The following is a 21,845-nucleotide window of genomic DNA, read 5'->3' as shown; positions in this document are numbered from 1 at the left end:
CCGCATAACTAGCGGCTATATATAGCATACCCCTAAATTACCTGTCATTATATCAAAAATAAGGCTCGTTTAAAAAAGTTTACGGATAAAATTATCGCAGCAGAGCGAGAAAACAGGCGAGATTTCTCAAATCACAGGCTAAGCAAGCAACTTTTTATTAAAAGTAAAACTTTTACTGTGTCTAGAATCCGGTTTTGCCTGCATTTACCGGGTGGCTCGGGGTTGTGTTTTTGCAGTAGATACAGTTAGTCGAAACGGCAACTAAACCAGCCCTAACCATTCGTGTCAACTTAAAACTAAAATCCTTTGTCTCTCGGGTTTCTATTCAAGCCTTGAGCCGCCTCGCATCTCCCTTCTTAATGAGGACTTCGATCGCTCTTGTACCTTCCTTCTTAAGCAGAGCTAGGGCGATATACGCATAATCGTCAAACAGTATACCGTTACTAAATTTGAGCTTAAGTTGACACCAATGCGCTCTGAAAAACTCCTAGAATATCTTATATTTTAGTTGCGCCCTCGGTCGAATTTATGGTATCTTTGTCTGATCCTGCAATTCCCGGCAAGCGGCGTACACGGCTTTCACGTTATACCAATTCAGAAAAATTCGAGCAATTTCTAAAGCTAACTGCGGCTTGCCTCGGTCAATCAACCACTGCAAAAAAGGAGTCATCGTCCGCTCGTTCAGCATCCCGCCCAAGGATAAAACTCCCCACAGTATTTGGTGCAAAAAAGTCATTTGAATCATCATCCGTACTTCCCAAATTGGGTGTTTTTGATAAAACAAAACTCCCATTCTCCCGCGCTGAATTTCTCGGTCAATCATGCCCGGAACTTGCTCTAAACTAAAAGGTGGATGCCAGTGATAGCCGACAGCAGCCGGACATTTAATCAGTTTCAAACCTAATTTTTTCAACCTGACACCCAATTCTAAATCTTCCCATCCGTACAGTTGAAAGCGAGTGTCAAAGAGTCCAGCAGCCAGCAGCCAGTGGCGGGCGATGGCTACATTGCCCGTAGCAAAATAAGCAGCCGAAAAATCCGTTATTTTGTAAGGTTCCGAAGTAGGATTGTCGAAATTGCAAGTATTAATCACGCTGCCGTAGGTAAAAACCGCATTAGTATCTTGGTAACCCTGTAGCAAAGCATCTGCATGTGCTTGCAAAAAATGCTCCGTTACCACCAAATCGCTGTCAATAAAAATAATCGTATCGCCCTTAGCATCTTCAACGCCCAAATTCCGGGCAGCGGCGGGGCCTTGGTGACATTGGGCGATCGATCGCACATGAGGCAACAAGTCGGCATTTGCCACCAACCACTCGATCGTCCCGTCCGTCGATCCGTCGTCAACGACAATTACTTCATACTCTCTGACAATCTCACCGAAGTGCTGATTTTCCAAAGCCAGTAGACATTTTGCCAAAATCGGTTTACGATTATACGTCGGAATCACAACACTAAAAAACACGGCTTTTCCCCATCGCCACAGTTACCGTATCCCACGGTAGCAGATTTTTCGCAGCAACTTCCCGGGGAAATAGCAAAGTTTAGCAAAAAAAGAATATATAAATCTGTACTCTTTCTGACAAGAATCGATCTCAATTAGGTGCATAATGAAAAGTCGGTTAAACCTCACATTAGGCACCATTCTCAAGAACAGGCAAGATGCCTGTTCCACAAAAATGATATTTTTTTGTGGGGTGGGCATCTTGCCCGCCCTGAAAAGCTTAGTGACAATGGTGCAAGATGTCAGTACATCAGGCACCATTCTCAAGAACAGGCAAGATGCCTGTTCCACAAAAATGATATTTTTTTGTGGGGTGGGCATCTTGCCCGCCCTGAAAAGCTTAGTGACAATGGTGCAAGATGTCAGTTAAATTCAGGATGTAAATAGCAATGAGTCGCGCTAAAAAAGTTGTACTAGCATATTCCGGCGGAGTCGATACCTCCGTCTGCATTCCTTACCTCAAAAACGAGTGGGGTGTGGAAGAGGTAATTACTCTGGCTGCGGATTTGGGACAGGGAGACGAATTAGAACCGATCCGCAAAAAAGCTTTAGCATCCGGTGCTTCGGAATCTTTAGTTATTGATGCTACTGAAGAATTTGTCAAAGACTATGCGTTTCCAGCGATTCAAGCTAACGCACTTTACGAAAATCGCTATCCCCTTTCGACTGCCCTGGCTCGCCCGCTAATTGCTAAATTGTTAGTAGAAGCTGCGGAAAAATACGGTGCAGATGCGATCGCCCACGGTTGCACAGGTAAGGGAAACGATCAGGTGCGGTTCGATGTGTCGATCGGCGCGCTAAATCCCAAGATTAAGATTTTAGCACCGGCGCGGGAGTGGAAAATGAGCCGGGAGGAAACGATCGCATACGGCGAGAGATGCGGCATTCCGTCGCCTGTCAAGAAGTCTTCGCCTTACAGTATCGATCGCAACTTATTGGGAATGGCAATAGAAGCCGGAATCCTCGAAGATCCTTGGGCGGAACCGCCGGAAGAGGTGTATTTGATGACAAAGGCGATCGAGCAAACTCCCGACACACCCGAATATATTGAAATCGGTTTCGAGTTCGGAAATCCTGTCAGTTTGAACGGCAAAGAGTTATCACCAGTCGCCTTAATTTCCCAACTCAACGAAATAGTTGGAAATCACGGAGTCGGGCGCATCGACATGATTGAAAACCGCCTAGTGGGGATTAAATCGCGGGAAATTTACGAAACACCAGCGATTTTAGTTTTGATGCACGCGCACCGGGACTTAGAAAGTTTGACGCTGACAGCAGATGTAACGCGATACAAGCGAGGCATCGAAGAAACCTACAGCCAAATGATTTACAACGGCCTTTGGTACAACCCTTTAAAAACAGCTTTAGACGCATTTATTCAGGACACGCAAAAGCGAGTAACTGGAACTGTGCGGCTGAAACTATTCAAAGGAAATGCCACAATTGTCGGGCGCAAATCTGACAATTCGCTGTACAGTTTCGACTTAGCAACTTACGGCGCAGAGGACGAATTCGACCACAAGGCGGCCGAAGGGTTTGTCTACGTTTGGGGACTACCAACCCGCATTTGGTCGGAGAAGAATCGGGGTTAGAATTTGTTAACAGTTATGGACGCAAAGAAACCGGGTTTCTCTCAAAAATCTTTGCTTTCTCAACCATAGATAGGAAGAAACCCGGTTTCTGGCCTCGATGTGCGTCCAGGACTGACAAACTTTCGTCCCTAAGAAGCGGAGGCTAAGAGTAGGGTGCGCCTCGGCGCACCTTATTTGTTAAATGATTGCTAACGAAGATATTAGACCTCTTGCAAAAATAAATAGGACGGGCTCTTCGGCCCATCCCACAAGAAAAAATAACTCTTGTGGGATGGGCCCCAGAGCCCGTCCCATCAATTGATGAAAAGGATTTTTGCAAGAGGTCTATTGTGCTGGATTAACCATGCTATAATAAGTATAAAACTTGACTCCTGCAAATATGCGAAAATACCTGACTATTACAGAAGCGCAACAACAACTGCCAAAGTGGCCCGAGGACTTAGCATCAGAGCCAGCTATCATCACTAAGGATGGGAAACCGGCAATCATTGCGCTCAGTTTTAAACAATTTGAATCTCTGTTAGAAACCCTAGAAATTCTCTCAGATCGCGAATTTATGACCCAGTTACGATGCGGCATTCAAGAAGCTCAGAGGGGAGAAACAATAGACTTACAACAGTTAAAAGCCGATTTAAAACTTTGACAGCACTTAAAAATGGAGCCTGTAGAATATCAAGTTATTTTGACTGCACAAGCGCGACAACTATTTGCTGAAATCAAAGATCGGCGGGAGCAACAATTACTTTTAGCAAGATTGGAGAAACTTAAGCACGAGCCAGAAAAGCAAGGGAAAGCTTTATCAGAAGAGTTGACTGGCTATCGAAGCATCCGTGCCGTAGGTCAGCGTTACCGAATTATTTATCAAATTGTACAAGATAAAGTGCTAGTTATAGTAGTGGGAATAGGACGGCGCAAAGAAGGAGATAAACGAGATGTTTACACAGTAACGATGCGACTGTTAGTAGAGATGATGCTAGAGTCAGAAAGCGATGATGAATAATCGCGCTCTTTCCTACCTATGCCTGACTCAATATTTCCAAGAACTCCTGCACAACTAGATCCGCTTCTTCGCTGCATCGGGTAGCGTCGTAATGTTTGACAAGACTGATGCCAGCATCTATCAAAAGCCCGCACTTTTCATCTTCTGTTGTGTTTGGATGGGATAATTCGCTGTCAATTTTCAGTATCCCTAGCTTGTTTTGGTGGAAGATCAGAAAGTCAGCTTGTTGGTTTTGTCTCCCTGCAGGTGTTGCGAGTCGGAGTTGGGAGTTGGGGATGAAGAGAGTGGAAGTGCGATCGAGTATTTCGGCAATTTTCACTTGTGCGTCAGAGTGAAAGCAAAAACCGTTCCAGTCAATTTCGTTCTCCAAGCAGAAATTAAAGCAGACCCAAATTTAAGTGAAGACGACACGGAGGATGCTTTAGAACAAGTAAAAGACTTAGCTGAAGCTGCTAAAAGTCCTAATGATGCAGAAATGAAAAATAAAGCCAAAAAGGCAGACAGGATGCTGGGACGAATTATCTCCGCTGTATTACAAGCCACAAAACTTTTAGAATTCTGTAATAACCTACTGCCATTGATTACTAAAGTGTTTGGGTTTTAGTAAGCGATCGCCTTTGAGCAAACACCCCTAATAATTACGATCGCACTTCTTCTCCTCCCTTGTCCGCAGCATTCTGTCAATTATAGCGATCGAGGTTTTGAAGTCCGCGCCAGCGAAGCTATCCCGCAGGGAATCGCTCAACCCTTAACTACCTCCAAACCCGTATCTTTAGCTACTTGTTCCGCTACAATTTCCTCCAAAGTAGCGACTCTCTCCCACTGAGAATCTATTGGCTCAAACTGACAGTAGCAAAGTACGATTTCATCCCAGTCGCAGTCTTCGCCAACACCAGGATAGGACTGTACTTTTGCGACTAACCAGTCGCTTTGGCGGTGGTAAATTTCTCCGTCTGCGAAACGTTTAGACTCTCCCAGGCGATCGCCTATTTTGGGGATAGTTCGGTTTCTGGAATAATCCATTTCTTCGTGCAGCAAGTAAGTACCCGAACCTATGGCATCGAGTCTTTTTTCCCATCCAGTCTGAGCACCGTCAGTGCGGTAAATCTTCAGTGTTGGCTTGCATTTTATCGAGTTAATCTTGGTGGTCATAATACCACAGCTCCTGAAAGTAAATCTCTTCTCCTACAAACTCGCAGTATACCTTCAAAACAGGGTCATTATTAGGAATAAATCTCTGATAATCCCAGCCGTATTTTTTAGCCATTTCGGCGCATTTATCTGGATCGGTCGCCGGTTTTGTAAATCGCTTTTTCTTGGACGGGTCAGTTTCGGACGTTTTACCACCTTGGAATTGAACGCCGCAGCCTCATTATACTGCCTTCTCTTTAGATTGTCACAAATGAGTGGGAGGACTGAAGTTCTCGCTACAAAATTGAGGATTTTGAGAACTTCAGTCCCGACTTATTAATAGGCGATCGACAATCATTAGACTTTTTGCAAAAATAGATAATATCTGCGTTCATTTGCGTTAATCTGCGGTTAAAAACAGAAAATCCAGAACTATTGCAAAAAGTCTAACCACCAATCTTACTTAGTCTTGTCCAAACTCCGCGACTCCCACCAAATAGGAATTGCAATCCAAGCAACTGCTAACAGCAAAGCCAATACCGCAAATTGAGCAGCCCAAGCTACCAACTTCTCTAAAGACACAACTTGTCCCAAGAAGTAGGATAAACTTACCATTACAGATGCCCAACTGGCAGCACCCAAAATGTTGAACAGCGAAAATTTCCAAAAAGGCATTTCTGCAATACCCGCTAGGGGGCTAGCAAAAATTCGCAGCAGTGCAATGAAACGGCCCAAAAATACAGCTTTAGCTGCATTTTTGCTAAACTGTTCTTTTAAGTCAAACAGTTGTTCTTCCCGAAAGCGGAAAAAATTTCCCAGCTTCAGCAGCAGTGGCCAGCCGCCGTATCTGCCGATCGCATAACCGAAATTTCCGCCCACAGTCGCACCGCCGATCGCACTGGCGAGCACAAACCAGTAATTCAGTTCCCCGCTACCAGCTAAAAACCCGCCAGCAATCGTAATTGTCTCACCTGGGAGAGGAATTCCCAGATTTTCCAGTAAAATTCCCAGAAATATTGCCCAATAGCCGTAATCATGGGCAAATTTCTGAATAGTCTCTAGCGATAAAAACTCAAAAGACATTGGATGCTGCCTTCGTAAACTTTTGCAAAGCTCAATACTTTTATATATTGGCTTGATTCAGGCAATAGTGCAATCTTTCGCTGTGATGAAAAACACAGTACATTGGCAATCGCTGGTTTAACTAAAAATTAGCCTTTCAGGTATACTAGATTAATCGAGAATTGTTGCGGTTGCGTTCCGGGCGATCGCGCGGCCAGTTTTCCTACTAAATTTATCACAACGGCTCTGCCCACCGATTCCCACCTCGGGCGATCGCCGTTCCTCAAACCTTAGCTGAAATGCCCTGATTCTTTCAACAGAATCAGCAACTAAACTCACTTATTCATACTTTACGATCGTAGGATAACTGCTATGGAAAATTCCAACTTCAACCAACACATCATCCTCCAGCCTAAAAACTGCCTTGACTCCCAAGCCGGCCGCCTCCTCCAGCAACAGCTAGCCGAGATTGTGCCCGAGCACCACAAACTCTGGATAATAGACATGGCGGCCGTAGATTTTATCGACAGTTCCGGGATCTGCGCCTTAGTCGGCGGACTCAACGCCGCCCGCCGCCGGGGATGCCGCCTCGTCATCTGCAACCTCTCAGCAACAGTCAGGCTAATATTTGAAATTACTCAACTCGACCAACTCTTTGAAATCTTCGACAGTTTCGACCAAATTATCTCCGCTGAAACTCCGGCTGTAGTTGCGTGATTAAAATGAGCTCCCGAAAGCAAATCTCAAATCTCAAATAGACTTCAAGTAACCGCAGAGCAAATTTGAATATCATAAATAGGCTTATTTGTCAAGCAATACCAATGACAGACAAATAAATCCGGCAGTTGAACCCCGACAGAAGCGATCGCAGGTGCAGCCGGAAAAGGCCAAAGTCGATCGAAACAAATCCTTTCCCCTACGAAGCCGAACTGCATCAAATAAGTCGCCGGCGGCGCATTTAAAAGATTCAGCAAGCCGTAAGCCAACTCATACAACTGCTGCCGCCAAAGATCCGACAAATGGATCGGTTGAGAGTAACTCAAGGCGTCAGACTGCTGAGAAGCTTCCGCACCGATCACCTCAGCATATAGTGGCCCCTTTGCCGTCAACACCACAGGCAGCCAAAAATTGCCCTCGCCGACGGGAAAAAGTAATTCCTGAGCCACTCGATCGCGCGCCGCCGAAACATTGCCGCAAAATCGAAACACATCTTGAGCCGGAAAAACCAGATTTTCTGGCAGATCCAGCGTCAAAGGACAAACGATCGCCCCACCCGGAGCGATCGCGCCAGAATTGAGTTCAGAAACCCGACAGATATTGACTTCAATTAAAGGATTAGATTGAGCGATCGCCGCCTGGAGACTTACGGCCGGATCTTTCTCGCCACCCGCCACAATCAAAACCTTAGACATTGCCAAAGCTCGGCATTTGAATGCCGCGATCGTCCGTTTCATCTACGCTCGGCAGATCCAAGCCCTTAGCCTTGCGGCTCCGCACAGCCAGACGGTAAGTTACGCTTTGCAACTCTGTGTGCAATTGGCGATTTTCCTTTTGCAGTTGATCCAATTTTTCCTTAATCGGCTCGATCCGCTCGGCAAACTTCTGGCGGTAAACCCCCGGCAATTCCTGAACCACCTGTTCTAGCATCCGAGAGCGATCCGTCAATTCTTGCACCGACTGCCGCAGTTGGTAAACCTCAGCATCCCGCTCCGCGATTTGTTCCTGATAAAAACCCACCTGTTCTTCAACAGCTTGGAGTTGTTCCCGCATTGCCTGCATTTGAGCCTGGTTGCGATCGGAAACTTCCGGCGCCGGCACAAAACTCGAATTTCCCTTCACCAGCCTGAAAAGTTCTTGAGACAACTGCTGCACCAATTGGTCGCGCATTTGCAGCTCTTCGGTGAGACGAGATACTTCTGATTGCAGTTCTTTTGAGCTTACAAGTTTACTCTGGTTCACGATGACTCTCAGCTTTTGCTATAAATGTGTTTCTCTTTAAAAATATCTTTCCCTTACCGCAGAGGCAAGAGTCAGTTCAAAAGTTTTGAACCCGTTACGGTGACAACTCCTACACCAACTGAGTAAAGTATGGTGTAGGCTTCTCAGTGACTCCTGCTATTGCATAGGACATTAACTGAGCTTTAAGAACGGGTTGCCCCACCGCTCTATTTTTGATTACTATTGCGGCATTATGGTCACGGTCTAGACTGCACCCACAGTGAGGACAGTCATGCCAACGAATATGCAGCTTTTTTGGTACTTTCTCGCCGCAATTAGAACAATCTTGTGAAGTATTATCGGCACTTACTGGGACAACCAACAAACCCGCGTTTTCGGCTTTGTTTGTCAGTATCGACAGAAAACTTGACCACCCAGCGTCCAACACAGATTTAGCCAACCTTGTACGAGCTAGACCTTTGATGTTTAAATCCTCGTGTGCGATTACGTCATATTTTGACAGCAGCCAATTAGCTGTCTTGAAGTGGAAATCTTTTCTTTTATCTGCAACCTTCTTGTGTTGTCTGCCCAGTTGCTTAATAGCTTTAAGCCTGCTCTTGCTCCCCTTTTTTCGACGTGACACTCGCTTTTGAATTGTTCGCAAGCATTTTTGTTCTTTACGGTAATATTGGGGAATAGCGACTGTTTCGCCTTCAGATGTTGTCAAAAAATCCTTCAATCCCACGTCAATACCTGTTATCGAGCGAGGATTAAAGTCTGGCTTTATCTCTGGAACTGTCTTGTCTTCTAGGGAGAGCGTCAGGTAATAACCATCAACTTTCTTGGTGACAGATGCGGTTTTGATTTTGAACCCGTCAGGGATAGGACGGTGCAAGACAACTTTAACTTTCCCAAACATCGGCAAGTTAATCAAGTTGCCCTGTAAGCATCCCTCTTTCATTTGCGGATAAGTAAAGGTGCGATAGCGGCTGCGAGCTTTGAATCGAGGTTTTCCGCTGCGTTTTCCGCTGCTATCACCTTTTAGGAAACGGTCAAATGTTGTCTTAACTCGTTTAACTACATCCTGAAGGACTTGCGAATATATTTCGCTATACCAAGGATGTGTTTTCTTGAGTTGAGGTAACGTTTTCTTTTCCGAGCAATAATCGGGATTGTCTCGCAGTTCAGGCAGGTAACAGACGAGATGGCAGGCGTTAACAGGAGAGCGATTTTGTTCGTACCAATTAAATCTATCAGCCAACAGGTAATTGTATTGGGCACACAGCATGGATAGCCATCTGTCTAGCTCAATGACTTGCTGTTTTGTTGGACGTAGTTTGTACTGGTAAGCCGTTCTCATTAATTGGCAAATATTGGATCGCAGTCGGTACGCGTCAATTAGTGTTACTGTACCAGAATGCGTTATTTACTGTCAAGTACAAAGGAGAAAATAGACCCATTAAATAAAGAGTTTGTTTGTCTCGTCATCCACCCGCCCACCGCTCAAAACATAGTTTTGAATTGGTTGACGGTGGAATCCACAGCGAAACGCGACTTTCATCCCACACTAATCGAAGCGATATAGTGTGGGGATTCCCGTCTGGCTAGCTAAATCGAGCGAGCGCCCAGATGTCCACGGTAAAGCTCAGTCTAACTCACATCAAGCATCCACAGATCGACCTCAAATCCTCGGTTTTTTGTCAATAAAGCAGGCTTCTTAGCGTTTTCTGAGAAGATTGCCAGATCTCAGGTCTAACCAATCACAGCCGAAAGCACTTTGCCAGCTTCGTCCAAGGTGCTGCCAAAACAGATAATGCCGTCCTCGTGACCGGCCATCGCCAGAATTTTGCGCTCTGCCAAATTCTCCTGCTCAAAAAGTCTAAACATTTCTAAGGCCATCTGGGGAGTGCCGTAAGGTATTTCTTTTCTAGTAGTAGGAATCTTAAACAGCAGTTGCTGCCATAGTTTAGGATTGTGGACGTGAATTATCCCGCCCACATCCTCTCTCTGAAGGTACAGGGCAGCGTGAGTCAGGGACTCCGACGAAGCTTGTACCGGACCCCGGCAGCCGAGGAAATTTTGTTCCAAGTTAAATTCGGTAACAGTACAGTAGGATTCGGGCCCCAGATCCCTCAAGTGTGCAGTCTGGGTTCCCGAAATCACGAATTGGCAAGAATTGCCGAGCCTGACGCTGACGTTCCCAAACCCGATGCCATTTTCGTAGACGCCAATTAGTCCCCAAGAGTGGAGCCTTTCGCGCCAGGTCATCAAATCTGCTATGTTCCCGGCAGCTACAGGGTCTGCCTCTTCCCAGTCACAGCGGTACTTAACGACTCCTTCATCCATCTATTTTCCTGCTGATCGCGGACACGACTGACACTGCCCAAGCTCAGGCTTAATCGAAGTTGTCAAACTGCTTCTTTTTGCCGGCTGCCTTAGGTCTAGGTGCATGAGTGCCTTAACTAGCCTACATTCCATTGTCGCCGTAATTAGCGATCGACATTACCAACAAGTAAGCTACGAAAGAATAAGCAATTATTCCCAAAATCATGGTCTAGCCTCTAGGTGATTGCAAAAGTTAAATATGAAAACGCACGGTTTAAGTATGGGAGTTTTGTTCCAGGCTCTTGCCCGATCGAGTTTCTGAGGTGAAACTACATAACATCCCTGAATAAGTTATCGCTCTAAACTAATTTATTTATACTGAGCTGACTTACGCCTTCAGAATTACTTAACTATAAAGTATCCCTTTATCACGTAACTTAGCTAAAAAGCAACCCTCCCTTTACTTATTTTTATGATTATACATATATTTAAGCGAACAGAACACAAAAATAAATATTTTTTAGCCAGTCTTGGACAAAACTTGCAAAATCGGCTGATCTACGGTCGTCCACACCTCTGTCGAGCGAGCAATTTTTACCTCCGGGGCACCCTACAAGCTCATCAACCGGGTTGATGAGCGTAATATCATGTCGGGTAAAATCACCGTAACGGCAGCTCGCGTCGGCGGCTCCACCAAAATCTCTAGTAGTAGAATAAGTTATAGATCCAGTAAAGCCACGCTGACTGAGAGTGAGATGGTCGATCGACCAAATTTGAGTAAGACTTAAGTGCCAAACAGTTATCCTTACTTGCCTATACTTATTTACTTTAGGTAAGTTGACTACCGATCGCACGCAGTCTTATCTTTAGTTGAGAACCGTTGGCGATCGGGGGATAACCTACTTATCTTGGGATTAGCCCTCTACCCAACAGCGTTGTCAGTAAACACTAATTATCTAAAGAGAACTTTGGATAAGTTTAGATAATTTTTACAAAGCAGATAAGTCCTATTAATAAAAAAACAAGCCGATCGAGCAGTGATGGCCCGATCGGCTAAAGTCTTCTGTGGAGTGCGATCGCTCGCAGCCCTTTAAATGTGGAAGTGATACAAGATGCTGCCGTCGTCTTTAATTTCGCAATTGGCATTAAAAACTTCGGCTTGTTCGTTCAAAAAACGCTGAGCCACATCCGGCGACAGCCGCGTCTCCATCGCAAACCGCACCAGAGTGATTTCGCCGCGGCCTTCTTTGATCAGTCGGTACAAAGCACTTTGGAGCCTGTCGCTCTCTTCTCGTTGAAAAGCTGCTTTGTACCTCCAATCCGCCACCGAAGGAATCAAACCGCGACTGACCAAAATCGCCAACAGCAGACCAATTCCCAAAATCAGAGGCACAGTGGGATCGCTCGTGGGCGTCGCCACAATTTGTGGCACTGTAGCGGCGGCGAAACTGCTGACCATTTCTTTTTCCGACGCTTGCGTATCCGCCATTGCCAGCTGAGTTTTGTTGTAAAAGTCTTGCTGCAGCTTCATTTGCTGCAACAGGCGAGCGCGCTCTCTTTCGTATTGGTCGAGTTTTTGCTGAGCTTGTTTCAGGTCTTGAGTGACTTGTGCCAAGCGTTGGTTGAGCGACTGATTGACTGATTGCCACCGATATCTGTTAATCAGGCGGCTTTTTTCAACCATGCCCTTCATCAACATATCCGCCGTTTTGATTGCTTGCTCCTGATCGGGCGAGCGATAACCAACAACAATCTCTAGGGGTTGTTCCGGCTTAGAAATCTTGACACTAGCATTTTGTCGAACTTGCTGGGGCGACAGCTTAACTGCATCTGCCACTGCTTTGACAACATTATCTGCTAGGAGAACCTCCGGGGTAAGTTGCTCTCCCTGCTTGAGAATTGTCGTGCCCGTGCTCGAAAATTTGACTGGCGGATTATTAGAAGTGAGAGTGCCTTGAGCCATGAATCCGGGGGGCGGGGCGAGGCGGTAGGCCAGGGCGCCTGAAATACCCATAATTACAGCAAAACTGCCTAAGGCAATCCATCTGTATTGATTTGCTGAAGATCTCAAACGTAAATTTCCCATTTTGATAGTCAAGTCATAACATTCGCTTGCTGCTGCTACTGTCAAACCCAAGAGCGATCGTTTCTTTCTTGTTAGTCCAATTGACTGCTGAAAAATTTCTCAGCTTGTAGCGAAAAGCTATTAGCTTTTCAGAGTTGTCAATATTCATGAGCCGAAAAAACAGATCGCGCTTTTATTTTATCAGAGCTATAACTTCAGTTTTTGTGCTTAATAATTAATCTGTAACAACGCTTCTGGAAGTCTACTGGCATCAGACTAGCACTCAGGCCTGCGATCTCCTCGCCTCGCCGTGTTTGTTGACATTCAAAACTGTCACCTTTTCGCCCTTGGCAATCCTCCTTCATAAAACCTCTCTAAACTTACCAAAAGTTTTCTTTAGATAATTAGTGTTTAATTCCTACGCTTTTGGGCGGAACGTAGTGGAGGGAGTCGGCTATCCCAAGATAAGTAGGCTATCCCCTGATCGCGGAGGGTTCCCAGTTCAAAATGTTGATACTGGCGTTCAAATCACGGTCAATCGATCTGCCACAAGAAGGACAATCGTAAGTCCTAATGCCAGGGTGGCATATCTTGTTTGCTGCCACAGTTCGAGCAAGTTAAAGAGCTAGGAAACCATCGATCTACCAGCACTAAATTCGCTCCATACATCTTGCACTTATATTCAAGTTGACGCCTGAATTCATAAAAGCCCAGGTCAGATATCGCCAAGCTAAGTTTATGATTAGCCATCATCCCTTTCACCTTCAATTCTCCACTCTTAATCAGTTTAAAAGTTTTAACGGTGGGAGTTGTCAACTTCTGTAAAAACTCCTTACGAATGCCAGATATCCGCGAGTGAACCCGACTAATTTTATTGTAGGTTTTGCGCTGGTTTTTAGAGCCTTTTACTTGTCTTGAAGCTTTACGTTGTAATATTGCTAGCTTGGTTTTCGCTTGCTTTAACGGCTTTGGTGCATCAAAAACTTGATTGTTTGACCCTTCGACTTCGCTCAGGGTAGCAAAGGCTCTAATTCCTAAATCCCTACCTACGGATTCCTGAAGTTGCTGGACTGGTAAGCTGTCGCGCATTTTAATTGTATATTCAGGGCGGGCGGGACGCCCACCCCACAAGACTTTGATTTTTTTTTGACATACAATTTAAATGCCGCAACAGTTTAAACGTTCCGCATCAACACATAATGAGACAAACCAACGACTCCCTTCTTTTGATATGGTAAAAGTCTGGGAAACAAAACCACTTTCGAGTGGTTCATGACCTTGGAATGTTCCTACTGTAGGAATCTTAATCGTATTCCCTGCATTCTGTACAACCTTTGGGCTTGACGAATCTACTGTAAATGATTGACCATCTCGACGACTAGCGAATGTTGGATGGGCTGACTTTCCTGAGCCATACCGATTAAAAGCATCTTTTAAATCAATTAATGCGTTTTGGTATACTCGGCTAGATAATTGATTCATCCAAGCAAATCCGGGTTGTTTTTTGACATGATTGGTCAAAACTTTCTTGAGTTCGTCGATCGCCTTCGAGTCGGAAAGCTTGACGCGGCCATACATCTGAGTCCGAAGACTCAATCCCATGGAGAAGACAACCCGCCTAAATCCTGCGTGTTTCGCCATCAAGGTCGCTTCTCTATTATTTAATTTGAGTGCTCGTTTGATAGCAAACATACTTAGACCTACCTAAAGTTGTGTTTGATGGGGTACAGTTTCGAGGCCTAGACTTATTTAACACTCCAACTAATTTTCCCAAATCGGCAACTTTCCACAGGTAAAAATTCCTGTAAAGATTAACTATGAGTAAGTTTAGCAAAGTATTTGGCGATTTAGTTGAACTCCAATTATCTTACGTCTTGGCGTCTGGCGGACGCGGTTGAACAATAAAAAAAACCTTAAATACTCTGCGTAAAAACTTAACAATCAAGAATTATACCATGGCGTTAAGAGTTTGCTGCATATTAAAAAAAATTGTGAATCTGGGCGCGAGACCAGATCCACATATTCATATAACAATTAGGGTTCGATCGGTTGATGGTTCGATCGATCTCGCCTAGGGGAAGGTTCAGAAGCCGATCGGCAAAATAAGACCCTCGCGGGCCATGACAGCCTTCGGAAAAGCGATTTGCACGTCTTCGGCGATGCGATCGAGAAAATCGTCAGTGTGAGCCGGATCATGGTGAAAAATCACCACTCGTTTCACCCGGGCCTCCTTAGCCATTCTCACCGCTTCCTGCCAAGTCGAGTGTCCCCAACCCACCTTCGGAGACTTGGGGTTGTGATATTCCTCGTCTGTGTACATCGCGTCGTAAATCAGCACGTCAGCGTCGAGGGCTAAATTGTAGACATTCTCATCTAGCCGATCGGGAAAATGTTCGGTATCCGAACAGTAAACAACAGATCGTCCCTGCCAAGTCACCCGATATCCCATAGCAGTATTGGGGTGATTCAGAGAACCCGTCCTAATCTCAATATCGTCCAGCATCATCGTCTGGTTGTGATTGAGTTCGTAGAAATTCAAATCTGCCTGCAAACCCATCAGCGGCACCGGCGAATTCGAGTGCAGTACCCGTTCGACAAAGTGCCTTTTCATGCACTCTCCATCCGGCGGAGTCGCGCCGTAAATATCAAAGCTATTGCCCCGGATAAAAGCTGGGGCGAACAGCGGGAATCCTTGAATGTGATCCCAGTGATAGTGAGTAAAAAACATATAAGCTTGCACGGGCATTTCTTGCACCAACTGGTCTCCCAGCATCCGCAAGCCAGTTCCGCCGTCAAAAATCAAGCGTTTTCCACCGACTCGCATTTCCAAACAAGAAGTATTGCCACCGTAGCGAACTGTTTCCTCTCCGGGTGTCGGCACACTGCCCCGCACGCCCCAGAACTGTACTACAAAATCATCTATACCTTTTATTGCTTCGGAGGGTTGAGGGCAATCAACGGGAGTTGCCGCTACAGAGGACAAGCTGATTTCCATGTTAAAATTCAGGCTTTAAGGTTCCACATTGTCCGTGATGGCGCAGCAGATGGTCGCACAACACTAAAGCTACCATTGCTTCCACCATTGGCACAGCTCTTGGCAAAACGCAAGGGTCGTGCCGTCCTTTTGCAGCCAGAAGCGTTTCTTCGCCCTCTCGGGTTACTGTACGCTGCTGCTGGCGAATTGTCGCAGTTGGCTTGAAGGCCGCCCGCAAAATGATATTTTCACCGTTAGCAATGCCACCCTGAATTCCACCGGAGCGATTCGTCACTGTACGAATTACCCCCTGTTCATCAGTATAGTATTCATCATTGTGTTCACTGCCCTTGAGTAGAGTCCCGGCAAAGCCCGAACCAATTTCAAAGCCTTTGCTGGCGGGCAAGGACATGATGGCTTTGGCCAAGTCGGCTTCGAGTTTGTCGAATACGGGCATTCCCAGCCCTTTGGGTACGTTGCGGGCGACGCATTCGACTACACCGCCGATCGAATCTCCGCTATCGCGAACTTTTTCGATCAGTTCAATCATTTTTTCGGCGCATTCGGCATCTGGACAGCGGACGATGTTGCTTTCTACTTGTTCTAAGGTAACAGTGTCCGGGTCGGCGACACCTTCTAAGTCTTTGATGCGTTTGACGTAGCCAACTATGGAGACTCCTGCTGCTTGGAAGAGAATTTTTTTAGCGATCGCCCCTGCTGCTACTCTACCTATTGTCTCCCTCGCCGAACTGCGACCTCCGCCTTGCCAGTTACGAATTCCGTACTTTGCATCGTAGGTAGCATCAGCGTGGGAAGGGCGATAGGTAGTCGCCATTTCACCGTAATCTTGGGGGCGAGTGTCTTGATTGCGGACTAAAATTGCGATCGGCGTTCCCAAAGTTTTGCCTTCAAACACCCCCGACAGAATTTCGCACGTATCTGCTTCTTTGCGAGGTGTGGTAATTTTGCTTTGGCCGGGGCGGCGGCGATCGAGTTCGGCTTGAATTTCCGATGCGTTGATCGACACCAGGGGCGGGCAACCATCAATTACTACTCCCACACCGCCGCCGTGAGATTCCCCAAATGTCGATATCCGAAATAAATGCCCAAAGGTATTGCCCATTATGCTTTTGCCTGAAACTTGATAATTTTTACTTTAACTGGGAGATAGATTTTTCAAATATAGATTTACTGTATTTCTCAAGAACATAGCATTGACTGGGAGAGTCAATCGATTTTAGATTTGAGATTTTAGATTATCGAATTGAAGCATTGACCCCACGGATAAATTCGGGGGGCAAGTTTCTCGGATACAGGTTTTTTATTTCTGGACGGATGAATTCGGGGGCTTGTATCCTGGATGCTTTCGGTCAGAGAGAGGTTTTGTAGGGGCGATGCCCTGAGTGCCTGCCCCCGATGGAGAGTGTCCGAGTGGTCCAGGGGGGGGGGAATTGTGAAAATGTTCCCTCCGACGACTTCACGCTTGACGACTTCCCTCGGACTTCTTCCTTCCATCTGTTACCAAATCCGTTGCCGAACTTTCTTCTTCTTTAGTCTTCGTGTTCTTCAAAAGGATCTCTCAATTCCTTAGCGGGAGGACCGAAAGCCGTGTATATCGAGAAACCAGTGATTGCCACCAGACACATACCGAGAGAAATGCCGAGAACTGCTGCGGGTTCCATATTTTTGATCTATTATGAGTGCTCCACTCTATAATATTACAAAAAATAACAATCCGTCTGAAAGTCTAGTGATTTTAGGCGCAGTACGCTATGGCAGCCCACCGCCACTTCCCCTTCTCCCAGTCCCCCTGCCGCATTTCTGAGAAATTGCGATCGCAATTAGCGGTAGAAATATGTCAAACTTTTCTGTAGAGATTCATTGCAGGTGACTTATGGCACAACGGACTTGGTTAGGAGATATACTCAAACCCCTTAACTCAGAATACGGCAAGGTAGCCCCCGGCTGGGGAACCACGCTATTGATGAGCGTGTTCATTGGACTATTTTTCGTGTTCTTGTTGATTATTTTGCAAATCTACAACTCTTCACTGATTCTGGAGAATGTGGATGTCGATTGGTCGAGTCTCGGCCGCTAAAAATTGATCACAAAACAGTAAGGCTAAAAGTAAAAGCTGAGGGTTGAGGAGAAAGGGTAAAAGCTAAGTTTTTCCATTTTTCCTTACCCCTTTCGATTACTTTTTCCGTAAATAAATAGGAATTAACTAAACAAATTGCAGGAGAAAAACCATGAATATTTTTGGCATTGGTTTGCCGGAAATGGCAGTTATTTTTACGATCGCCCTATTGGTATTCGGTCCGAAAAAATTACCTGAAATCGGCCGGAGTATGGGGAAGGCAATTCGGGGCTTTCAAGATGCTTCGCGGGATTTTGAGTCGGAGTTCACGCGGGAAGCCAAGCAGTTAGAAGAAGCAGTAGCAACTAGCAGCAAACCGGAAACTGAAAAACTCGCCGCGGCTACTCCCAAGGAAGATAGCACAGAGAGTTAAATGAACAACACTCAGAAGTCGGAAACACCAGCGGAGTTAGTGATTCCCCAGCTAATAGTTGGGTTGGGAAATCCCGAACCTAAATACGATCGCACCCGACACAACATAGGCTTTAATGCTGTCGATGCCTTGGCTAAATCTTGGCAGATTTCGCTGTCGGAAAATCGCAAATTTCAAGGCATATTTGGCGAGGGAAACCGGCCGCGGGGACAGAAAATCCGCTTGCTGAAACCGCTTACTTACATGAATCTATCCGGTCAAGCGATTCGGGCGGCGACGGATTGGTACAAAATACCTGCGGAGTCGGTATTAATAGTATACGACGATATGGATTTGCCGATCGGGAAATTGAGAATGCGGCTTGCCGGTTCTGCCGGCGGACACAACGGCATGAAATCGACAATTTCTCATTTAGGCACAGACAAATTTCCCCGCTTGCGGATTGGCATCGGCAAACCTCAAAACGATGCTGCTAAAAATGAGAAAGATACGATTTCCTTCGTTTTAGGAAAATTTTCCTCAGAGGAAAGTCAGTTAGTAGAGAAAGTGCTTAAACTGGTTGTAGAAGCTGTGGAACTGAGTCTGCACCAAGGAGTAGAAAAAGCCATGAGCCTTTACAATAGTCGCACAATTGCAGAAACAAACGCGGAAACAAAAAGGTGAGTTCGAGACGTTTGCCTGAAACAACTGCATATGTCCGGGTTACAGGCCAATCTTGGCAAAAAGGCACGATTGAGGGTGAAGTGACTGCCGGCAATTTTGAGTGGCAGTTTCAGTGGCGTTTCACGGCAGAAAAAACACTGATACTTGAGCCTTCTCAGGGTAGGGCATTGATTCAGGAACCGCTGCACCGCTTTCTGGAAAAGTGGGATTATCAGCTTGAACCTGGTGGGGATTATTCGTTTACGGTTCGGGCTCAGTTTTAAAAATATACCTCTTGCACTCATTCCCAAATTATCTTCAAATTATCTGCGTTTATCTGTGTTTATCTGCCTTACATCTGCGGTTTTTGTTTTTTTAACCGCAGATGAACGCGGATTAACGCAGATGAAATTCGGGATGGTCAATTTGTTTGTGTTGATTGCAGCAATTCTTGAATTAAAGCAGGTGGCGTTGCTTTTCGGTAAGCGCCGCAATAATACATCGTCAAAACTGCTTTGTAAGCCCAGTGATCGGAAGGTACATCGGTAAAAGGATTTGGCAGGGTTTCAGCCTGATTCTGCACGCAAGCATTGAGAATTTGTTCTCGCGTTGGCTGCACTTGAACTAAAGAGTTATTTTGCTTTATTTGTGCAGGATTTTGTGCTTGTACGGGAAATGAACAACTGGCACTAATTAGCAGTATAATTGTGGAAACGATTCTGAGTTTAAGCATCTAATTTCCTCTTGTGCGGCAATATATCCTAACTTCCACTGCATTACCTGAAAACTATGCTGGGTCGTACCCTCCGCCATCGTTATCAAATTATCAAATTCTTGGGGAAAGGCGGTTTTGGCCACACGTACCTAGCCAAAGATTTAGACTTACCCGGACATCCCCAGTGCGTTGTCAAACATCTTAAACCGCAAAACGCTGACCCTGACCTTTTACTAATTGCCAAACGCTTATTCGAGACGGAAGCCCAAACTCTGTATAAATTGGGTAGTCTACACGACCAAATCCCCAAGCTTTCCGCCCACTTTGAGGAAAATGGGGAATTTTATTTGGTGCAAGATTTTATCGCCGGACATGACCTTACGAAAGAACTGATTCCAGGTAAAAAATTAAGCGAATCCTATACTATTACATTATTGCACAATATCTTAGAAATTCTAGCCATTGTTCATCAGCAAAAGGTGATTCATCGCGATCTTAAACCTGATAATTTAATGCGTCGCCAAGATGGTAAAATTGTCTTGATTGACTTTGGCGCTGTCAAGGAAATTAGCACAATAGTTGTGAATGCTCAAAAGCAAACTAGCTTAACTATTGCAATTGGTACTCCTGGTTATATGCCGAGCGAACAAGCGAAGGGCAAACCTAGATTTGCCAGTGATATTCATGCAGTGGGGATGATTGGAATTCAAGCATTGACTGGTGAACATCCTTTTAACTTACGAGAAGATACGCGGACAGGAGAGGTAATTTGGCGAAATCAGGCTCAAGTGAGTAATAATTTAGCTAATGTTTTAGATAAAATGGTGCGCGACAATTTCAGTCAGCGTTATCAAAATGCAGAGGAAGCATTGCAAGCAATTTTATCTTTGTCGCAGTCTTCCCCGCCACCACCTTCTCCGACACCAGCTTCGCTAGTGCGTGTAATTTCGACTAACACTACAAGGCGAACTGTATTACAATTCTTGGGTTTTGGTGGACTAGGACTTGTCGGTGCAGTTGTGATTCAAAACTTGCTAAACAACTCCTCTCAAACTCCAACGGCTCAGCCATCGCCACCGATATTACCCAAGGATACACCATCTCCTTTGCCACCTCCAGAAACGCGACAACCAGAACCAGCACCACCAAAAACTCCAGCGCCAAAAGTATCGTCAAATCCCCTAAAAACAGTTCAATTTGAAACAGTGACAGTGAATTCAACCGGGGAAATCACCAAGCGCAGCCAAAGTCAAGCACAGGTTTTTACAGAAACTATCGCCAATGGCATTACTTTAGAGATGATGGCAATTCCTGCCGGCAGTTTCGTCATGGGTTCCCCCAATACGGAAGCAGGACAATATCCGGCAGAAGGGCCGCAGCGTACTGTTAATGTCCCTGCTTTTTTTATGGGAAAAAATGAGGTGACTCAGGCCGAGTGGCGTGCTGTGGCCGATTTACCAAAAGTCAAGATTGATCTCAACGCTAATCCATCTAGATTTAAAGGTGATGATTTGCCTGTTGAGCAAGTATCTTGGGATGATGCTATAGAATTCTGTGCGAGGTTATCTCAACTAACTAAACACACTTATAGATTGCCTAGTGAGGCCGAATGGGAATATGCTTGTCGTGCAGGAACGACTACACCTTTTTATTTTGGGGAGACTATTACCCCCGATTTAGTTAATTATGACGGGAATTATCCCTATGGTTCTGCACCGAAGGGAACCTATCGTCAAAAAACAACTGCTGTGGGTAGTTTTCCATCTAATAGCTTTGGACTTTACGATATGCACGGGAATGTCTGGGAATGGTGTCAAGATGTTTGGCATCCTGATTATAACGGTGCGCCGACTAATGGTAGTGCTTGGGAAAGTGGTGAAGATAGCAAAAACCGAGTGTCCCGTGGAGGTTCGTGGGGCCACTCTCCGCACGATTGCCGTTCTGCTTGTCGCGTCGAGGATCCGCTGATCATCGAGAACGGCGGCTACGTCGGTTTTCGGGTTGTGTGTGTGGCTGCGTGGACTTCTTAGCTCTCTGCTCTTTTACCCTTTTGCTCTTTACTCTTCTTTCTTTTTCACTTTTTTGGTCGCCTCTGGCGACTCGATTTTTTTTGCACTCCTGGATGCACTTCCGACAAAGAAACCGGGTTTTTTACTCTTTCTGTGGAGTACAGCGAAGGATTATCGTCAAAAACCCGGTTTCTGGCCACCTGTGCGTAAGTCTTGTTTGGGAAAATCACTGTCACTTTGCCAATGCTTTCTGTAGAGACAAGTCTGCTGAAATAGTCTGGTTTATTTACGGAGGAGTTGGTGCTGATTTAGGATGGGTTCCAGCGTAGTAAACTAATTTTTTTTTCAGATTTACCGCAGAACAGATTATAATTATAA

28 protein-coding genes are annotated in these 21,845 nt (G+C 45.5%); 11 read left to right on the top strand and 17 right to left on the bottom strand.

The window, feature by feature from the left end:
* Window positions 1-526 precede the first annotated feature (526 nt).
* Window positions 527-1,465 carry a glycosyltransferase family 2 protein gene (locus ACUVJL_RS19685; protein ID WP_445247381.1) on the bottom strand — a complete coding sequence of 313 codons (939 nt, stop codon included), beginning with the start codon at window positions 1,463-1,465 and terminating at the stop codon, window positions 527-529.
* A 145-nt stretch (window positions 1,466-1,610) separates the two neighbouring features.
* Here ACUVJL_RS19685 and ACUVJL_RS19680 point away from each other — a divergent pair, with 145 nt between their 5' ends.
* From ACUVJL_RS19680 to ACUVJL_RS19665, 4 genes are all read left to right on the top strand, one after another.
* Window positions 1,611-1,874 (top strand): hypothetical protein, encoded by a 264-nt coding sequence (locus tag ACUVJL_RS19680; RefSeq protein ID WP_445247380.1) that lies wholly within the window; start codon window positions 1,611-1,613, stop codon window positions 1,872-1,874.
* 19 nt (window positions 1,875-1,893) lie between these two features.
* Complete coding sequence (locus ACUVJL_RS19675) at window positions 1,894-3,096, top strand: argininosuccinate synthase (RefSeq protein WP_445247379.1); 1,203 nt, start codon at window positions 1,894-1,896, stop codon at window positions 3,094-3,096.
* A gap of 379 nt (window positions 3,097-3,475) precedes the next feature.
* Window positions 3,476-3,739, top strand: coding sequence for a type II toxin-antitoxin system Phd/YefM family antitoxin (locus tag ACUVJL_RS19670; RefSeq protein WP_445247378.1), 264 nt, complete (start codon window positions 3,476-3,478; stop codon window positions 3,737-3,739).
* Between the two features lie 12 nt (window positions 3,740-3,751).
* Complete coding sequence (locus ACUVJL_RS19665) at window positions 3,752-4,096, top strand: type II toxin-antitoxin system RelE family toxin (protein WP_445247377.1); 345 nt, start codon at window positions 3,752-3,754, stop codon at window positions 4,094-4,096.
* A gap of 16 nt (window positions 4,097-4,112) precedes the next feature.
* Here ACUVJL_RS19665 and ACUVJL_RS19660 read toward each other — a convergent pair whose 3' ends face one another.
* The gene (locus tag ACUVJL_RS19660; RefSeq protein ID WP_445247376.1) at window positions 4,113-4,415 is read right to left on the bottom strand and encodes a hypothetical protein; all 303 of its coding nucleotides are present in this window, start codon (window positions 4,413-4,415) and stop codon (window positions 4,113-4,115) included.
* Between the two features lie 12 nt (window positions 4,416-4,427).
* On the opposite strand from ACUVJL_RS19660, the gene ACUVJL_RS19655 reads away from it, so the two are divergent.
* The gene (locus ACUVJL_RS19655) at window positions 4,428-4,700 is read left to right on the top strand and encodes a hypothetical protein (RefSeq protein ID WP_445247375.1); all 273 of its coding nucleotides are present in this window, start codon (window positions 4,428-4,430) and stop codon (window positions 4,698-4,700) included.
* A 137-nt stretch (window positions 4,701-4,837) separates the two neighbouring features.
* Here ACUVJL_RS19655 and ACUVJL_RS19650 read toward each other — a convergent pair whose 3' ends face one another.
* From ACUVJL_RS19650 to ACUVJL_RS19640, 3 genes are all read right to left on the bottom strand, one after another.
* Complete coding sequence (locus tag ACUVJL_RS19650; RefSeq protein ID WP_445247374.1) at window positions 4,838-5,248, bottom strand: hypothetical protein; 411 nt, start codon at window positions 5,246-5,248, stop codon at window positions 4,838-4,840.
* Entirely contained in the window at window positions 5,232-5,363 is a 132-nt protein-coding gene (locus ACUVJL_RS19645; protein ID WP_445247373.1) for a hypothetical protein, read from the bottom strand. The genes ACUVJL_RS19650 and ACUVJL_RS19645 overlap by 17 nt, the downstream gene beginning before the upstream one ends.
* A gap of 323 nt (window positions 5,364-5,686) precedes the next feature.
* Window positions 5,687-6,310 carry a DedA family protein gene (locus tag ACUVJL_RS19640; RefSeq protein ID WP_445247372.1) on the bottom strand — a complete coding sequence of 208 codons (624 nt, stop codon included), beginning with the start codon at window positions 6,308-6,310 and terminating at the stop codon, window positions 5,687-5,689.
* A gap of 351 nt (window positions 6,311-6,661) precedes the next feature.
* Here ACUVJL_RS19640 and ACUVJL_RS19635 point away from each other — a divergent pair, with 351 nt between their 5' ends.
* A complete protein-coding gene (locus ACUVJL_RS19635) occupies window positions 6,662-7,006 on the top strand; it encodes an STAS domain-containing protein (RefSeq protein ID WP_445247371.1) in 345 nt (114 codons plus the stop codon).
* Window positions 7,007-7,050: 44 nt separating this feature from the next.
* Here ACUVJL_RS19635 and ACUVJL_RS19630 read toward each other — a convergent pair whose 3' ends face one another.
* The 11 genes from ACUVJL_RS19630 to psbN all read right to left on the bottom strand — a co-directional run bounded on the left by ACUVJL_RS19630 (window position 7,051) and on the right by psbN (window position 17,273).
* Window positions 7,051-7,701, bottom strand: coding sequence for a hypothetical protein (locus tag ACUVJL_RS19630; RefSeq protein ID WP_445247370.1), 651 nt, complete (start codon window positions 7,699-7,701; stop codon window positions 7,051-7,053).
* Window positions 7,694-8,248 carry an Npun_F5560 family protein gene (locus tag ACUVJL_RS19625; protein WP_445247369.1) on the bottom strand — a complete coding sequence of 185 codons (555 nt, stop codon included), beginning with the start codon at window positions 8,246-8,248 and terminating at the stop codon, window positions 7,694-7,696. The genes ACUVJL_RS19630 and ACUVJL_RS19625 overlap by 8 nt, the downstream gene beginning before the upstream one ends.
* A 109-nt stretch (window positions 8,249-8,357) precedes the next feature.
* On the bottom strand, window positions 8,358-9,587 hold the full coding sequence (locus tag ACUVJL_RS19620; protein ID WP_445247368.1) for an RNA-guided endonuclease InsQ/TnpB family protein: 1,230 nt from the start codon (window positions 9,585-9,587) through the stop codon (window positions 8,358-8,360).
* Window positions 9,588-9,979: 392 nt separating this feature from the next.
* Window positions 9,980-10,573, bottom strand: coding sequence for a class II aldolase/adducin family protein (locus ACUVJL_RS19615; protein WP_445247367.1), 594 nt, complete (start codon window positions 10,571-10,573; stop codon window positions 9,980-9,982).
* Window positions 10,574-11,642: 1,069 nt separating this feature from the next.
* Window positions 11,643-12,623, bottom strand: a complete 981-nt coding sequence (locus ACUVJL_RS19610) for a hypothetical protein (protein ID WP_333126026.1) — start codon at window positions 12,621-12,623, stop codon at window positions 11,643-11,645.
* A gap of 467 nt (window positions 12,624-13,090) precedes the next feature.
* Window positions 13,091-13,222 carry a zinc ribbon domain-containing protein gene (locus tag ACUVJL_RS19605; RefSeq protein ID WP_445247366.1) on the bottom strand — a complete coding sequence of 44 codons (132 nt, stop codon included), beginning with the start codon at window positions 13,220-13,222 and terminating at the stop codon, window positions 13,091-13,093.
* Complete coding sequence (locus ACUVJL_RS19600; protein ID WP_445247365.1) at window positions 13,188-13,706, bottom strand: RNA-guided endonuclease InsQ/TnpB family protein; 519 nt, start codon at window positions 13,704-13,706, stop codon at window positions 13,188-13,190. Before ACUVJL_RS19600 ends, ACUVJL_RS19605 begins: the two co-directional genes overlap by 35 nt.
* Window positions 13,707-13,775: 69 nt before the next feature.
* A complete protein-coding gene (locus ACUVJL_RS19595; RefSeq protein WP_445247364.1) occupies window positions 13,776-14,309 on the bottom strand; it encodes a hypothetical protein in 534 nt (177 codons plus the stop codon).
* Between the two features lie 391 nt (window positions 14,310-14,700).
* Window positions 14,701-15,612: an MBL fold metallo-hydrolase gene (locus ACUVJL_RS19590; protein WP_172189691.1), complete on the bottom strand. Its 912-nt coding sequence runs from the start codon at window positions 15,610-15,612 to the stop codon at window positions 14,701-14,703.
* A gap of 1 nt (window position 15,613) precedes the next feature.
* On the bottom strand, window positions 15,614-16,714 hold the full coding sequence (gene aroC, locus ACUVJL_RS19585; RefSeq protein ID WP_445247363.1) for a chorismate synthase: 1,101 nt from the start codon (window positions 16,712-16,714) through the stop codon (window positions 15,614-15,616).
* A gap of 427 nt (window positions 16,715-17,141) precedes the next feature.
* Window positions 17,142-17,273 carry a photosystem II reaction center protein PsbN gene (gene psbN, locus ACUVJL_RS19580; RefSeq protein ID WP_193971847.1) on the bottom strand — a complete coding sequence of 44 codons (132 nt, stop codon included), beginning with the start codon at window positions 17,271-17,273 and terminating at the stop codon, window positions 17,142-17,144.
* 212 nt (window positions 17,274-17,485) lie between these two features.
* On the opposite strand from psbN, the gene psbH reads away from it, so the two are divergent.
* The 4 genes from psbH to ACUVJL_RS19560 all read left to right on the top strand — a co-directional run bounded on the left by psbH (window position 17,486) and on the right by ACUVJL_RS19560 (window position 19,027).
* Entirely contained in the window at window positions 17,486-17,689 is a 204-nt protein-coding gene (gene psbH / locus ACUVJL_RS19575) for a photosystem II reaction center phosphoprotein PsbH (protein ID WP_006633692.1), read from the top strand.
* A gap of 151 nt (window positions 17,690-17,840) precedes the next feature.
* On the top strand, window positions 17,841-18,101 hold the full coding sequence (locus ACUVJL_RS19570) for a TatA/E family twin arginine-targeting protein translocase (RefSeq protein ID WP_445247362.1): 261 nt from the start codon (window positions 17,841-17,843) through the stop codon (window positions 18,099-18,101).
* Window positions 18,102-18,764 (top strand): aminoacyl-tRNA hydrolase, encoded by a 663-nt coding sequence (pth, locus tag ACUVJL_RS19565; RefSeq protein WP_015176009.1) that lies wholly within the window; start codon window positions 18,102-18,104, stop codon window positions 18,762-18,764.
* On the top strand, window positions 18,761-19,027 hold the full coding sequence (locus ACUVJL_RS19560) for a DUF3146 family protein (protein ID WP_333163143.1): 267 nt from the start codon (window positions 18,761-18,763) through the stop codon (window positions 19,025-19,027). Before pth ends, ACUVJL_RS19560 begins: the two co-directional genes overlap by 4 nt.
* Before the next feature lie 137 nt (window positions 19,028-19,164).
* On the opposite strand, the gene ACUVJL_RS19555 is transcribed toward ACUVJL_RS19560, so the two are convergent.
* On the bottom strand, window positions 19,165-19,476 hold the full coding sequence (locus ACUVJL_RS19555) for an S-layer protein (protein ID WP_445247361.1): 312 nt from the start codon (window positions 19,474-19,476) through the stop codon (window positions 19,165-19,167).
* A gap of 56 nt (window positions 19,477-19,532) precedes the next feature.
* Here ACUVJL_RS19555 and ACUVJL_RS19550 point away from each other — a divergent pair, with 56 nt between their 5' ends.
* Window positions 19,533-21,488, top strand: a complete 1,956-nt coding sequence (locus ACUVJL_RS19550) for an SUMF1/EgtB/PvdO family nonheme iron enzyme (RefSeq protein WP_445247360.1) — start codon at window positions 19,533-19,535, stop codon at window positions 21,486-21,488.
* Window positions 21,489-21,845 lie beyond the last annotated feature (357 nt).

This window comes from Microcoleus sp. OTE_8_concoct_300 (assembly GCF_031383065.1).
GTDB lineage: Bacteria > Cyanobacteriota > Cyanobacteriia > Cyanobacteriales > Microcoleaceae > Microcoleus.
This window is presented reverse-complemented; position numbering and strand designations above follow the sequence as displayed.